Genomic DNA, 12,869 nt, shown 5'->3' with positions numbered 1-12,869 from the left:
AGAAGATCGTCCTCAAAGGGCAACAGGGGATCCTCGCGGCCATGATGAACCCCGAGATGCGCGCCGTCTCTATCGAGATTTCGGCAGAATCGGCGTCTGGCGGTTTCGTCCTGCCGAATGACCGGGTTGACCTTATCCTGACCTACGACCAGAAGGCTGCACCCGAACGTGGTATCATCGAGCGCACGGTCGCCGACACGATCATCCAGAATGTCCGCATACTGGCGATTGACCAGAATTTTGCTGTCAACGCCGAGGGCGAAACGGCCCGGCTTGGCAGCACGGCAACGATCGAGGTCACCCCGCGCGAGGCAGAACTGGTGGCCATGGCCCAGCGCCTTGGCAAGGTCACCCTCTCGCTGCGCCCGCTCGACACGTTTGTCAGTGGCACGCAGCGCAACGCCCGCACGGAAATGCTGGAAGGCAACGGTGCCGGGGCCGGATCGGGAATTACAATCTTCCGCAATGGACAACCTGCTGCGGCAGGCGTCGGGGGGAACTAGTCATGCGTACACTGAGTAGCCTTGCCTGCACGACACTGCTTGCTCTGGTGCCAGCATCTGCGGGGCTGGCGCAGACCACCCCGAACGGGATGGGCACCGTCATCATAGCCGCAGGTGACAGCTATGTGTCCCGCTCCGTCACGGTGGGCGTGAACAAATCCATCATCATCGAACTGGAAGCCCCTGCGGCCGATGTCGTCATCGCCAACCCGGAAATTGCTGACGCGGTGGTGCAAACCTCGCAGCGAATCATCTTCCGCGGTGTGAAATATGGCCAGACCAGCGCCCTGATCTTTGACCGGGCCGGCCGCACGCTGCTTGATCTCTCGCTGCATGTCGAAACAGACATGGCTGCGCTGCAAAAGACTATCGAGCGGCATGTCCCGGATGCGCGTGTCGGGCTGGAAAGCCTGAACGGCTCCATCGTTATCACCGGTTCGGTTGACAGCGTCGCGCAATCCGAACAGGTCCGCAAACTGGTGGCCGCCTACTTCCCGGCAGGGGAGGGTGCGCCGCAGGTCGTCAACATGATGAGCGTGCTCGCGCCCGACCAGGTGCTGCTCGAAGTGCGTATCGTCGAGATGCAGCGCAATATCGTCAAGCAACTCGGCATCAACATGTCGGGCGTTCCCGGCTGGGGTGACTTCGCACGGCTTGTCGAGAAGCAGCTTTTCGTCGGTAACCCGCCGGTCAATACCGAAACCACGGCGCTGCTGCCGGGTCTGCCCTTCACCGGCTCAGGCGATGTCAGCACGGATCTTGGCTTCCCGATCCAGGGCCGGTCGCTCGGCGGTTTCGGCGGCTCCGTGTCGTACACGAACTATGTCGGCAACGACCTTCAGTCGCGCGCCGGCGCTGCCTTCCAGGCACTGGAACGGATCGGTGTCGTCAAGACACTCGCCGAGCCGACCATGGTCGCCATGTCGGGCGAGAGCGCCAAGTTCCTCGCTGGCGGCGAATTCCCCGTGCCGGTCGGCCAGGATGACAATGGTTCGATCACGATCGAATTCAAACCCTACGGTGTCGGCCTCGGTTTCACGCCGGTCGTGCTGTCAGAAGGCCGTATCTCCCTGAAAGTGTCGACGGAAGTCTCCGAGCTGACTTCTCAGGGCGCGTTCCAGGGCCAGAGCCGCACGATCATCGATGGCAACGGCAACGTCGTCCAGCTGGAAGGCGTCACGCTGCCCGGCCTCACGGTCCGCCGCGCTGAGTCGACCATCGAGTTGCCCTCGGGCGGCTCGATGATGATGGCCGGCCTGATCTCGTCGAAAGACCGTCAGAACATCGACCAAGTGCCCGGCCTCAAGAAGCTGCCCATCCTCGGCGCACTGTTCCAGTCGCGCGACTTCCTGTCGGAGGAAAGCGAACTCGTCGTCATCGTGACGCCTTACCTCGTCAATCCCGCCGCCAAGTCGCAACTTCGTACGCCTGCGGACGGTTATGCCAACGCCTCGGATGCCAAGACCATCTTCTTCGGCAAGCTGAACGAAACCTATGGCAAGGACGGCTCGCCCGTCAAAGCTGACCAATACCGGGCCCCTGTGGGCTTCATCGAAGAGTAGGGAACAGAGGAATGACCACCGCCTCCAAGCCGAATTTTGCCCTCCTTGCGCTCGGCGCAGGTCTGATCTCGCTCGGCGCCTGCGCCAGCAGTGCGCCGACGGCCGTGCCTTCCAGCTACCTGGCCGGCACAGCGCTCGACCGCAACGAAGTTGGCGTCACCAAGCGCACCGAGTTCCTCGAGGTCGCGATCGATCCGCAGGCCAGCGAGCTCTCAAGCAGCGACCGTGAGCGCATCCGCAGCTTCGTCGGTCTGTATGCCCAGCGCGGCCACGGCCCGCTCGTGATGTCGCTGCCGCAGGCCAGCGCCAATCCGCAGCTCGCGGTGACAGCCGTTGCCGAAGCGCGCGCCATCGCCTGGGAAAGCGGTGTGGAATATGATGAGATCGCAGGCTCGGCACATGGCGCCGGCGCGGCCGTCTCGCAGCCGATGATCATCGCCTTCCAGATCTATGACGCGGTCGCCCCCGACTGCGCCCAGAAATCGGCCTATGATTTTTCGGACGTGGCCTCGAACAATACGATGCCGACGCTCGGCTGCTCTGTGCGGACAAACCTCGCGGCGATGATCGCCGATCCGGCAGACCTGCTCGGCACCCGCGCGCTGGGGCAGGGCGATCCCGGCCGACGCGAAGTCATTCTCGAGAAGTTCCGGAAAGGCGAGTCGACGGCCGCTGCCCGTTCTGACCAGGAATCGGGCGCCGTCTCGCAAGTGGTTCAATAGGCCGGCACGCCCGGCAACAGGAGTTTGCGTATGATGGGTAAAGACAAGGCACTCTTTGAGGACGACTTCGGCACCGAGTTCGAAGATGTGTTCGGAGACGATCCGCTGACCGGCGCGAACGATGCCGGAGTGGCGAACCCGTTCGAAGACGCTGTTGCCCAGCCTGTTCAGCCGGTGATGGACTTTGCGGCCAAGACGATGCTGCCGCCGCAGGCCGCCTTCACCCCGTACGAACAGGCAGGCGGCGACGCCATGCTGCCCGCCATCTCGATCAAGCTATTCTATGAGCGCGAGGAAACCCGCGCGCTGATGGAACTGTGCGCGCGGGATCGCCGGATGGGCCGGGCGACCGTGGAATGCGTCGCCGGCGGCATCCCGGCGGCCATCGCCGACCTCCAGGCGAACTCGACCCCCAACCTGCTGATGATCGAATCCTCTGCGCAGGCCATCCAGGTGCTGCACGAGATCGACGCACTTGCCGTGCACTGCGACGAGCATGTCAAGGTTCTGGTCATCGGCGCCGTCAACGACATCACGCTCTACCGCCAGCTCGTAGCGCGCGGTGTGTCGGAATATCTTGTTCCCCCGTTCCAGCCCCTGCAGATCATCCGTTCGATCTCCAGCCTGTTCGCGGATCCGGATGCCCCCTTCCTCGGCAAGCAGATTTCCGTGGTCGGAGCAAAAGGCGGGGTAGGGGCCTCGACGATTGCGCACAACCTTGCCTGGGCGCTCGCCGAGAACACCCATGTCAACACGACGCTGGTCGACCTCGACCTGTCCTTCGGCACCACGGCGCTCGACTTCAACCAGGATACGCCGCAGACCATCGCCGATGCCCTGCTTGCGCCCGAGCGCGCGGACAATGCGGTGATCGATCGCCTGCTGGCGCGCGCCACCGAGCGACTGTCGCTGTTCACCGCCCCGGCGAACATCAACCAGATCATCGATATTCCGGACGATGCCTACGCCACCGTGATCGAGAACGTGCGCCGCAACGTGCCCTATATGGTGCTCGACCTGCCGCACACCTGGTCGCACTGGGTGCGCAATGCGCTGATCGCATCGGATGAAGTCGTCATCGTCTGCCAGCCGGACCTTGCCTCGCTGCGCAACGGCAAGAACATGATCGACCAGCTGAAAGGCCACCGCGTCAACGACCATCCGCCGCGACTTGTGCTGAACATGTGCGGTGTGCCGAAGCGCCCCGAGATTCCGGTGAAGGACTTCGCGGCCGCAATTGGCGTCGAGCCGGATATCATCGTGCCGTTCGAACCGGAAGTGTTCGGCATGGCCGCCAATAACGGACAGATGATCTCGGAGACATCGCCGTCAGCCAAATCGTCCATCGCCATCGATCACCTCGCGGCGGCCCTGACGGGCAAGACGGTGCAGCAGGCGGAGAAGTCTTTCCTGAAGAAATTGCTGGGCAAGTAAGCCGCAGAGAGAAGACGGGTAGAGGGACATGTCATTCGGAAAACGCACCAACGCACCGGTTGCGACGATGCCGGCGGCAGCGCCTCAGGCCGCTCCCGCTGCTGCGGCCCCCAAGCCCGCCGCGCCTGCACCGCCTGCTGCACCTGCAGCCAAACCGGCGGCGCCGGCAGCGCCGGCCCAACCGGCAAGTCAGGTGAAGCTGAAGACCCCGGAGATCAAGCCTGAGCCCGTCCGCAAGGTCAGCCAGCATTCCGAGCAGTATTACGCAACCAAGACCACCATCTTCAACGCGCTGATCGACACGATCGACCTGTCCCAGCTCGCGCAGCTCGATACAGAAAGCGCGCGCGAAGAGATCCGGGACATCGTCGTCGAGATCATCAGTATCAAGAATGTCGTGATGTCTATCTCGGAGCAGGAATACCTGCTCGATGACATCTGCAACGACGTGCTCGGTTACGGCCCGCTCGAGCCGCTGCTGGCGCGCGACGACATCGCCGATATCATGGTCAACGGCGCCGACACGACCTATATCGAGGTCAACGGCAAGATCGAACGCACCAATATCCGCTTCCGCGACAACGCGCAGCTGATGAACATCTGCCAACGGATCGTGAGCCAGGTAGGCCGCCGCGTCGATGAAAGCTCGCCGATCTGTGATGCGCGTCTGCTTGACGGCTCGCGTGTGAACGTCATTGCGCCGCCGCTCGCCATCGACGGCCCGACGCTCACCATTCGTAAGTTCAAGAAGGACAAGCTGAAGCTCCACGACCTCGTGAAGTTCAAGTCGATCAGCGAGGCCGGCGCGGAAATCCTCCGCATCATCGGCCACAGCCGCTGCAACGTCCTGATCTCCGGCGGTACGGGCTCGGGCAAGACCACGCTGCTCAACTGTCTCACCGGCTTCATCGAACCCGGCGAACGCGTCATCACCTGCGAAGACTCCGCCGAACTTCAGCTGCAGCAGCCGCACGTCGTGCGCCTCGAAACCCGCCCGCCCAATATCGAAGGTTCGGGCGAGATCACGATGCGCGATCTCGTCAAGAACTGTCTGCGTATGCGTCCGGAAAGGATCATCGTGGGCGAGGTTCGCGGACCGGAAGCGTTCGACCTTCTGCAGGCCATGAACACCGGCCACGATGGCTCGATGGGCACGCTGCACGCCAACAGCCCGCGCGAAGCCCTCAGCCGTGTGGAATCCATGATCACCATGGGCGGCTTCTCGCTGCCGGCAAAAACCATCCGTGAAATGATCGTCGGCTCGATTGACGTCGTCGTCCAGGCCTCGCGCCTGCGCGACGGCTCGCGCCGCATCATGTGCATCACCGAAGTGCTCGGCCTCGAAGGCGATACCATCGTTCTGCAGGATATCCTGAAATACGAGATCGAGGGCGAGGACGATAACGGCAAGATCATTGGCCGCCATCGCGGCATGGGCATCGGCCGCCCGCGCTTCTGGGAGCGCGCCGCCTATTACAACCTCGAGCGTGAGCTGGCCGCAGCGCTCGACGAACTCAACGGCGCATGATGACCGGCAATCTCCTGATCATCCTTGTCGCCGTGCTCGCCTTTGTCGCGATCGTCGGAATTGGCTTCACGTTCACCGGCTCTAATGACGAAGCCGCGAAGAAGCGCGCGCGCGAAATTGGCGCAGGGCGGGCCACCAGTGCCACCGCCAAGGGACCCGGCAAGGGGGTCGACGAGACGGCGCGCCGCCGCGCCAAGACCCAGGAAATGCTCGACAACCTGCGCAAGCAGGACAAGGAGCGCCGCAAGATTTCGGCAGCGCGGGACATTGGCTCGAAACTGTCTCAGGCCGGCCTCGAGATTCCGGTTCCGGTATTCTGGGTCATTTCCGTGATCGCAGGCGCCGTTTGCGCCGGTGTCGTCTGGATTTCCGGCGCGGATGGTCTTGTCATCAGCGGCATCTCGTTCAAGAGCCGGCCGGTACTCGTCGGCGCCGCGTTTTTTGCGGGCACACTCGGCCTGCCGCAATTCGTGCTCGGCATGATGATCAAGGGCCGTCACAAGAAACTCGTCAACCAGTTTGCCGACGCCCTCGACGTCATCGTGCGCGGTGTGAAGTCCGGCCTTCCGCTCAACGAGTGTATCCGCATCATCGGCAAGGAAAGCCCGGAGCCGCTGAAGAAGGAATTCCTCACCTTCGCTGACAACCTGTCGATGGGCGCGGGTCTCGACCGTGCCCTCGCCGCGCTCTACAAGCGGATGCCGCTGCAGGAAGTGAACTTCTTCGCCATCGTGCTGATGATCCAGTCGAAAGCGGGTGGTAACCTCTCCGAAGCCCTCGGAAACCTCTCGACCGTTATCCGGTCACGCAAGATGATGCGCGAGAAGGTCAAGGCCCTGTCTTCGGAAGCGAAAGCCTCTGCCTACATCATCGGCTCGCTGCCCTTCGCGGTGGGCGTGATGGTGTTCATGACCACGCCGGACTATATCCTCGAACTGTTCCGTACAGAGACTGGTCACGTCATTCTCGCGATGGCGACTGCCATGATGGGCACCGGCATCATGGTCATGCGCAACATGATCAACTTCGATATGTAGGGGCAGGCCAATGTTTGAATTCCTGCTTACCTTCACACAGCCCCAGACACTGGCGGCCTATCTCGTCGCCGCGGCGGTGTTCGGCACCTTCATGACTGTCTTCATGCCCTACCTTCAGGGCAACAAGCTCGAGACGCGCTTGAAGTCCGTTGCGTCCCAGCGCGAACGCCTGCGCAAGCAGAGCCGCGCCGCGCTCGAGAAGAAGGGCCTGCGACGCAAGGACGATTCGATGATGGGGGAGATCTCCTCCAAGCTGAACCTTGCCAAGGCGCTGGAAGATCCGAACGTCATCAAGCTGATGAACCAGGCCGGCCTGCGCGGCCCGGGGCCTGTCTCGGCCTTTTACTTCGCACGGATGGCCTTGCCCTTCGTCGGCGCGATCGGCACGTTCCTCTACATCTTCTTCGTCAATGATCACGGGCTGAACCCGTTCATGAAATACGGCTCGCTCGCCTTCGGCGCTGCGGCCGGTTTCTATGCGCCCAATATCTACATCTCCAACCTTGCCCAGAAGCGCCAGAAGTCCCTGATGCGCGCCTTCCCGGACGCGCTCGACATGCTGCTGATCTGTGTCGAGGCCGGCATGTCGATCGAGATGGGCTTCAACAAGGTGAGCCAGGAAATCGGCTCCGCCTCGCCCGAACTCGCCGAGGAATTTGGCATCACCGTCGCCGAACTCTCCTACCTGCCGGACCGCCGCCAGGCCTATGAAAACCTGGCCCTGCGCACCGGCCATGAAGGCGTGAAAGCCGTCTGTATGGCGCTCGGCCAGGCCGAACGTTACGGCACACCGCTGGGCGATGCGCTGCGACTGATGGCGCGGGAAAACCGCGAAATGCGGATGTCGGAAGCCGAGAAGAAGGCCGCCGCCCTGCCGGCCAAGCTCACCGTGCCGATGATCCTGTTCTTCCTGCCGGTCCTGTTCCTCGTCGTGCTCGGCCCGGCCTACATCAAGTACAACAAGATGCAGAACAAGAACGAGGCCGCCCCGCAGGTGACCGAACACGTCACAGGCCGCGACTTCGCCTGAGGGCTTTCCCGCCGGAGCCGGCAAGGCTAGACCGGCGGGATGAGCCTCAGACCCATCGCCGCCGCCGCCCTCGCCCGTTTCGGACTCGCGCCCGATACGCCCGGCGCCTCGCTGGATTGCCGCACGCCGATCACGGGGGAGGCGGTCGCCCGCCTGCCGGCAACCTCGCCGGCCGAAGCAGGCCAGACCCTCGCCCGCGCCTCCGCCGCCTTCCTCGCCTGGCGCGACGTGCCCGCCCCGCGCCGCGGCGAACTCGTCCGCCTGCTCGGCGAGGAGCTGCGCGCCGCGAAGGACGACCTCGCCATTTTCGTCACGCTCGAAGCCGGCAAGATCCCGGCCGAAGCGCTGGGCGAAGTGCAGGAGATGATCGACATCTGCGACTTCGCCGTCGGCCTCTCGCGCCAGCTGCACGGCCTGACCATTGCCACCGAACGCCCCGGCCACCGCATGATGGAAACCTGGCATCCGGCCGGTGTCACCGGCATCATCACAGCCTTCAATTTCCCCGTCGCCGTCTGGGCCTGGAACGCCGCGCTCGCGCTCGTCTGCGGCAACCCGGTGATCTGGAAGCCATCTGAAAAAACTCTGCTTTGCGCCGCTGCGACGATGGCCGTGTTCGAACGCGCCGCGCGCCGCTTCGGCGACGTGCCCGCCGGTCTCGCCAGCTGCCTCTATGGCGGCCCCGAAGCGGGCGCGATGCTCGCGGCAGACAAGCGCGTGGCGGTCGTTTCTGCCACGGGGTCAACCCGCATGGGCCGCGCCGTCGCCCCGGTCGTCGCCGCGCGTTTCGGCAAGGCCATCCTCGAACTCGGCGGCAACAACGCCGCCATCGTCTGTCCGTCTGCGGATCTTGAGCTCGCCGCCCGCGCCATCACCTTCTCGGCCCTCGGTACCGCCGGCCAGCGCTGCACCACCATGCGCCGCCTGTTCGTGCATGAGAGCGTTGCAGACCGGCTCATCCCGCGCCTCAAGGCCGCATGGGCCTCGGCCAAGGTTGGCAACCCGCTCACGCAAGGTGTGCTCGTCGGCCCGCTGATCGATGCGCAGGCAGGGGCCAGCATGGACGCTGCGCTGGCGGAAGCCGCATCGCTCGGCGGCAAGGTCACCGGCGGCGAGGCGGTCGATGCCGGCGGCGGCACCTATCGCCGCCCCGCGCTGGTGGAGATGCCGTCCCATACCGGCCCGGTCCTGCGCGAAACCTTCGCGCCCATCCTCTATGTCATGCCGTACACGGATCTTTCCGAAGCCATCGCCCTCAACAATGCGGTGGATGCGGGCCTCTCCTCCTCCATCTTCACCACCGACCTGCGCGAAGCCGAACGCTTCCTCGCCGCCTCCGGTTCCGATTGCGGAATTGCCAACGTCAATATCGGCACCTCCGGCGCAGAGATCGGCGGCGCCTTCGGCGGCGAAAAGGAAACCGGCGGGGGCAGGGAGTCCGGCTCCGACAGCTGGAAAGCCTACATGCGCCGCGCCACCAACACGATCAACTACTCAAACGAACTTCCACTCGCGCAGGGGGTAAGGTTCGATGCGGACTGAGGCAGCAATGATCAGGCCGCAATACCATTTCAGGCCATCCAAGGAAGGCCTGCTCGCCTGGGATGTGAGACGATTGATCGAGCTTGGCAAAGGACTGCAGGCCCAAAGTATTGAGTTGAGCAGCCTTGATGAGGTTGATGAAAATCACTGGTATGCTTTCGAGGGGCAGATACCAACATGCCGCTCGATCCTTGGCCACCTCTCACTGATTGAAGAAGCCGATCTCAGCTTCCCGATCATATTGGATGCCGATGGCAGGTTGATGGATGGCATGCACCGAGTCTGCAAAGCAATCCGCAGGGGTGATACCCACATAAAGGCTGTTAGGTTTCCCAAGACACCCAAGCCCGACTATGTCGGTCGGCGACCTGAAGACCTGCCTTACGAATAGCCCGGGTTCAGGCGCGCATCAGTTCCGCAGGCGCAGCGTGCGCTTCGGCGCATCGCCGTCCGCGCTGTCCTCGACCTGTCCGGCAGGTGCGGCCACGGGTGGATCAATCGAAGGCGCCGCCTCCACCATTTTCACCGTAACAGCCGGCTCCGCCAGCGAATCCCAGCTGCGCGCAGGTTTGATCAGGCCCTGCAGCAGCGCCACATTCTGCTCGACAATCTGCGAGGGTGCCGCCGTGCCGCTCACCTTCTTCATCTCGTCAAACCGGCCCTGAAGGCCCAGTACCAGCGCAAGGTTTTCCGTCACGCGCGATCCGGCATCGGCATTGGCTGCGGCGAGGCGCAGCTTCTGCTCGGCGCCGGCAAGGTCGCCGGTCAGCAAGAGGGAGAGGCCATAATTCGTCAGCGTCGTCGTGCGGCGAGGCTCGATCTCCAGCGCCTTGGCATAGGCGGCCTGCGCCATGCTGTGGCGCTCGAGGCGGTCATAGGCGGTGCCGAGCGCTGCCCAGGCTTCCGCCCGGCCGGGCTCTGCCTCTGCCGCGCGGTAGAAGGCCATGCCGCCCGCGTTGATGCTCTCCGGGTCGCCCTTCGACATGTGAATGCGGCCCAGCAGCATCAGCAGGTCAGCGCTTGTCGGATGCACGATCATCGTGCGCGACAGCACGTCGATGGCCCGGTCATGGCTGCCGATCTCGCGCAGCGAGCGGGCGAATTCGAGCGCCGTGGTCAGGTCCTCGGGGTCCTTGGCGTTTTCCTTGCCCCAGAAATTGGCGCGGGTCAGCGGATCGGCGCGGTTCGCCGCGGCGCGTTCCTCGGCTGAGGCCGGTTTCAGCGCCTCTTCCATCGCCTTCATGGCCGCCAGGTTGGGGTCGTTCTTGCCCGACGAGGCGCAGGCCGCGGTCGAGGCGGCGAGCGCAAAGGCAAGCAGGGCCAGAGACGTTTTGGCACTGGACATCATCGGCCTCCGTGTATGTATCGGGTCCATAAGCCCGATTTTGAACGACCGGGGTCAAGGTTCGGTTAACGCCGGCGCGCCCAGCCTTAACCATCTGCCCGGCAGGAAAGACCATGCACGACTGTTTCACCGCCCGCCCCAAGTCACCCGCCGGCGTTTACCTTTTCACTGCCCGCAGCTTCGCTGACCTTAAGGCCGATCCGTTCCCGGATGCCCGCGCCATCGCCAGGGCGCAGGGCTTCACCGGCGCGGCCGGGCAGGCGGTCATCGTTCCGGGCGAGGGTGGACGGGTCGCCTCTGTCCTGTTCGGGCTGGGCACGGGCAAGGACGCCCTCGCGGTTGCAGCCCTCGCCGGGCGCCTGCCGGAAGGGGATTATGAAATCCTCGAAGAGGGTGGCCAGCCTTTCGCCTGGATCGCCGCCGCCTGGGGCGACGGGGCCTACCGCTTCACCCGCTACAAGAAAGAAAACGCCGAACCGCCGCGCCTGAAGGTTCCCTCCGGCAAGGAAGGCGAGCGCCTCTCCCGCGAGGCCGCCGCCGCCGCCCACCTGCGCGACATGGTCAACACGCCTGCCGCCGACATGACCCCCGCCGGTCTGCAGAAGGAGATGGAAGACCTCGCCGCCCGCTTCGGCGCGCACGTCACCGCCATCGCCGGCGAGGATCTCCTCACCCATAACTACCCGATGATCCACGCCGTCGGCCGCGCTGCCAACGAAGCGCCCCGCTTCCTCGAACTCGAATGGGGCAACCCCGCCCATCCGAAGCTCGCCTTCTGCGGCAAGGGCATCACCTTCGATTCCGGCGGCCTCGACATCAAGCCGGCGGACGGCATGCGCATCATGAAGAAGGACATGGGCGGCGCCGCCCACGCCATCGCGCTCGCCGGACTCGTCATGGGCGCGGGCCTGCCCGTCCACCTGAAGCTCTACGTCTCCGCCGCCGAGAACGCGATTTCCGGCAACGCCTTCCGCCCCGGTGATGTGCTGCACAGCCGCAAGGGCCTCACGGTCGAGATCGACAACACGGACGCCGAAGGCCGCCTCGTGCTGGCCGACGCGCTCACCCGCGCCTGCGAGGCGGAGCCGGACCTGCTGCTCGACTTCGCCACCCTCACCGGCGCCGCCCGCGTCGCCCTCGGCGCAGACCTCGCCCCTCTGTACACGGACGATGAGGCGCTCGCCGCCGACATCCTCGCCGCCTCGGCCCGCACCGGCGACCCCGTCTGGCGCATGCCGCTCTGGGATCCCTATCTCGCCGACCTGAAAAGCCCCATCGCCGACCTCGTCAACTCCGGCGGCAGCTTCGCCGGCTCGATCACGGCCGCGGTCTTCCTCAAACAGTTCGTCACCGCGAAAAGCTGGGCGCATTTCGACATCTGGGCCTGGCGCAAGTCGAAATACGGCCGCCCCGAAGGCGGCGCCCCGTGCGGTCTGCGCGCTGTCTGGTCCATGCTGGAGACGCGCTACGGCGCCTGACGCAGCCTACTGGGAAACAACCACCAGTTCGCCGTCATCCTCCGCAATGCGGATCGCCTCACGCACGCGCCCGCGCACCAGCAGCGTGTCGATATTCTTGGGATCCGCCGCCAGCGCAGCGTCGACATCCTTCTTCGCCGCGGCGAGGTTTTTCTTGTTAAGATGCACCTCGGCGCGCAGCTGCCGGCTGGTCACATCGTCCGGCAGGCCCGACAGCACCAGGTCAAGGTCCGCCAGCGCCTCGTCCCATTTCTCCAGCACGATATTCGCCGCCGCCCGGTCGATCAGAAGATCCACTGTGCCCGGCGCCAGTTTCAGCGCTTCGGTAAAGGCAACCACCGCCGTCTCCGGCGCATCCGCCTGCAGCCAGGCATGCCCGGCCTGCGACAGGTACACCGCGCGCTGCTCCATCGTGCCGCCATCGGTTGACCGCGCCAGCTGCGTCAGCCGGTTGGCGCCGGTATCGTAATTGCCAAGCGCGATCAGGGCGAGCGCCGTACACTGGCGCGCGCCGGGCCGGTTGCCCTCATGCGTCCAGGCGAGGCCGTCCTCGTATGCCTCCTCGGCGCTGACTTCGATCTTGGCGATGCAGGCTTCCAGCCGGTCTTCCTCGGCGCGGGCGAGGTCCGCACCGAGCGTCTGCAACAGGAGAACCGACCCGGTCAGCGCAGCAATCAAGGACATGGAA

The 12,869-nt window shown here is 64.5% G+C and carries 12 protein-coding genes; 10 read left to right on the top strand and 2 right to left on the bottom strand.

All coding sequences use genetic code 11. From position 1 onward, the window contains the following. The 9 genes from cpaB to ACK4TE_RS12165 form a co-directional block, all read left to right on the top strand. On the top strand, positions 1 to 503 hold a 503-nt coding region (cpaB, locus tag ACK4TE_RS12205; protein WP_409911797.1), incomplete at its 5' end, for a Flp pilus assembly protein CpaB. 2 nt (positions 504 to 505) lie between these two features. Continuing rightward, positions 506 to 2,065: a type II and III secretion system protein family protein gene (locus tag ACK4TE_RS12200; protein WP_409911796.1), complete on the top strand. Its 1,560-nt coding sequence runs from the start codon at positions 506 to 508 to the stop codon at positions 2,063 to 2,065. 11 nt (positions 2,066 to 2,076) lie between these two features. Continuing rightward, positions 2,077 to 2,787: a CpaD family pilus assembly protein gene (locus tag ACK4TE_RS12195; RefSeq protein ID WP_409911795.1), complete on the top strand. Its 711-nt coding sequence runs from the start codon at positions 2,077 to 2,079 to the stop codon at positions 2,785 to 2,787. A 30-nt stretch (positions 2,788 to 2,817) separates the two neighbouring features. Further along, positions 2,818 to 4,221 carry a CpaE family protein gene (locus ACK4TE_RS12190; RefSeq protein WP_409911794.1) on the top strand — a complete coding sequence of 468 codons (1,404 nt, stop codon included), beginning with the start codon at positions 2,818 to 2,820 and terminating at the stop codon, positions 4,219 to 4,221. Positions 4,222 to 4,249: 28 nt separating this feature from the next. After that, entirely contained in the window at positions 4,250 to 5,749 is a 1,500-nt protein-coding gene (locus ACK4TE_RS12185; RefSeq protein ID WP_409911793.1) for a CpaF family protein, read from the top strand. Then, the gene (locus tag ACK4TE_RS12180; protein WP_409911792.1) at positions 5,749 to 6,786 is read left to right on the top strand and encodes a type II secretion system F family protein; all 1,038 of its coding nucleotides are present in this window, start codon (positions 5,749 to 5,751) and stop codon (positions 6,784 to 6,786) included. Before ACK4TE_RS12185 ends, ACK4TE_RS12180 begins: the two co-directional genes overlap by 1 nt. 10 nt (positions 6,787 to 6,796) lie before the next feature. After that, positions 6,797 to 7,816 carry a type II secretion system F family protein gene (locus ACK4TE_RS12175; RefSeq protein WP_409911791.1) on the top strand — a complete coding sequence of 340 codons (1,020 nt, stop codon included), beginning with the start codon at positions 6,797 to 6,799 and terminating at the stop codon, positions 7,814 to 7,816. 39 nt (positions 7,817 to 7,855) lie between these two features. Beyond that, positions 7,856 to 9,358 carry an aldehyde dehydrogenase family protein gene (locus ACK4TE_RS12170; protein ID WP_409911790.1) on the top strand — a complete coding sequence of 501 codons (1,503 nt, stop codon included), beginning with the start codon at positions 7,856 to 7,858 and terminating at the stop codon, positions 9,356 to 9,358. Positions 9,359 to 9,422: 64 nt separating this feature from the next. Next, a complete protein-coding gene (locus ACK4TE_RS12165) occupies positions 9,423 to 9,749 on the top strand; it encodes a hypothetical protein (RefSeq protein ID WP_409911798.1) in 327 nt (108 codons plus the stop codon). Positions 9,750 to 9,767: 18 nt separating this feature from the next. Here the strand turns inward: ACK4TE_RS12165 and ACK4TE_RS12160 are convergent, their stop codons facing one another. Then, positions 9,768 to 10,703 carry a tetratricopeptide repeat protein gene (locus ACK4TE_RS12160; protein ID WP_409911789.1) on the bottom strand — a complete coding sequence of 312 codons (936 nt, stop codon included), beginning with the start codon at positions 10,701 to 10,703 and terminating at the stop codon, positions 9,768 to 9,770. 113 nt (positions 10,704 to 10,816) lie between these two features. Here ACK4TE_RS12160 and ACK4TE_RS12155 point away from each other — a divergent pair, with 113 nt between their 5' ends. Beyond that, positions 10,817 to 12,181 (top strand): leucyl aminopeptidase family protein, encoded by a 1,365-nt coding sequence (locus ACK4TE_RS12155; RefSeq protein WP_409911788.1) that lies wholly within the window; start codon positions 10,817 to 10,819, stop codon positions 12,179 to 12,181. Positions 12,182 to 12,187: 6 nt separating this feature from the next. On the opposite strand, the gene ACK4TE_RS12150 is transcribed toward ACK4TE_RS12155, so the two are convergent. Next, positions 12,188 to 12,865 (bottom strand): tetratricopeptide repeat protein, encoded by a 678-nt coding sequence (locus tag ACK4TE_RS12150; protein WP_409911787.1) that lies wholly within the window; start codon positions 12,863 to 12,865, stop codon positions 12,188 to 12,190. Positions 12,866 to 12,869: the final 4 nt, after the last annotated feature.

Source organism: Hyphomonas sp. (assembly GCF_046313975.1).
GTDB lineage: Bacteria > Pseudomonadota > Alphaproteobacteria > Caulobacterales > Hyphomonadaceae > Hyphomonas.
Note: the sequence above shows the minus strand (reverse complement) of the source record. Positions and strands in the feature narration are given on the sequence as shown.

Coding starts and splice junctions, on each gene's coding strand:
- ACK4TE_RS12150 (WP_409911787.1), bottom strand. CDS start 12,865: ATGTCCTTGATTGCTGCGCTGACCGGGTCGGTTCTCCTGTTGCAGACG.
- ACK4TE_RS12190 (WP_409911794.1), top strand. CDS start 2,818: ATGATGGGTAAAGACAAGGCACTCTTTGAGGACGACTTCGGCACCGAG.
- ACK4TE_RS12185 (WP_409911793.1), top strand. CDS start 4,250: ATGTCATTCGGAAAACGCACCAACGCACCGGTTGCGACGATGCCGGCG.
- ACK4TE_RS12200 (WP_409911796.1), top strand. CDS start 506: ATGCGTACACTGAGTAGCCTTGCCTGCACGACACTGCTTGCTCTGGTG.
- ACK4TE_RS12175 (WP_409911791.1), top strand. CDS start 6,797: ATGTTTGAATTCCTGCTTACCTTCACACAGCCCCAGACACTGGCGGCC.
- ACK4TE_RS12160 (WP_409911789.1), bottom strand. CDS start 10,703: ATGTCCAGTGCCAAAACGTCTCTGGCCCTGCTTGCCTTTGCGCTCGCC.
- ACK4TE_RS12180 (WP_409911792.1), top strand. CDS start 5,749: ATGACCGGCAATCTCCTGATCATCCTTGTCGCCGTGCTCGCCTTTGTC.
- ACK4TE_RS12170 (WP_409911790.1), top strand. CDS start 7,856: ATGAGCCTCAGACCCATCGCCGCCGCCGCCCTCGCCCGTTTCGGACTC.
- ACK4TE_RS12155 (WP_409911788.1), top strand. CDS start 10,817: ATGCACGACTGTTTCACCGCCCGCCCCAAGTCACCCGCCGGCGTTTAC.
- ACK4TE_RS12195 (WP_409911795.1), top strand. CDS start 2,077: ATGACCACCGCCTCCAAGCCGAATTTTGCCCTCCTTGCGCTCGGCGCA.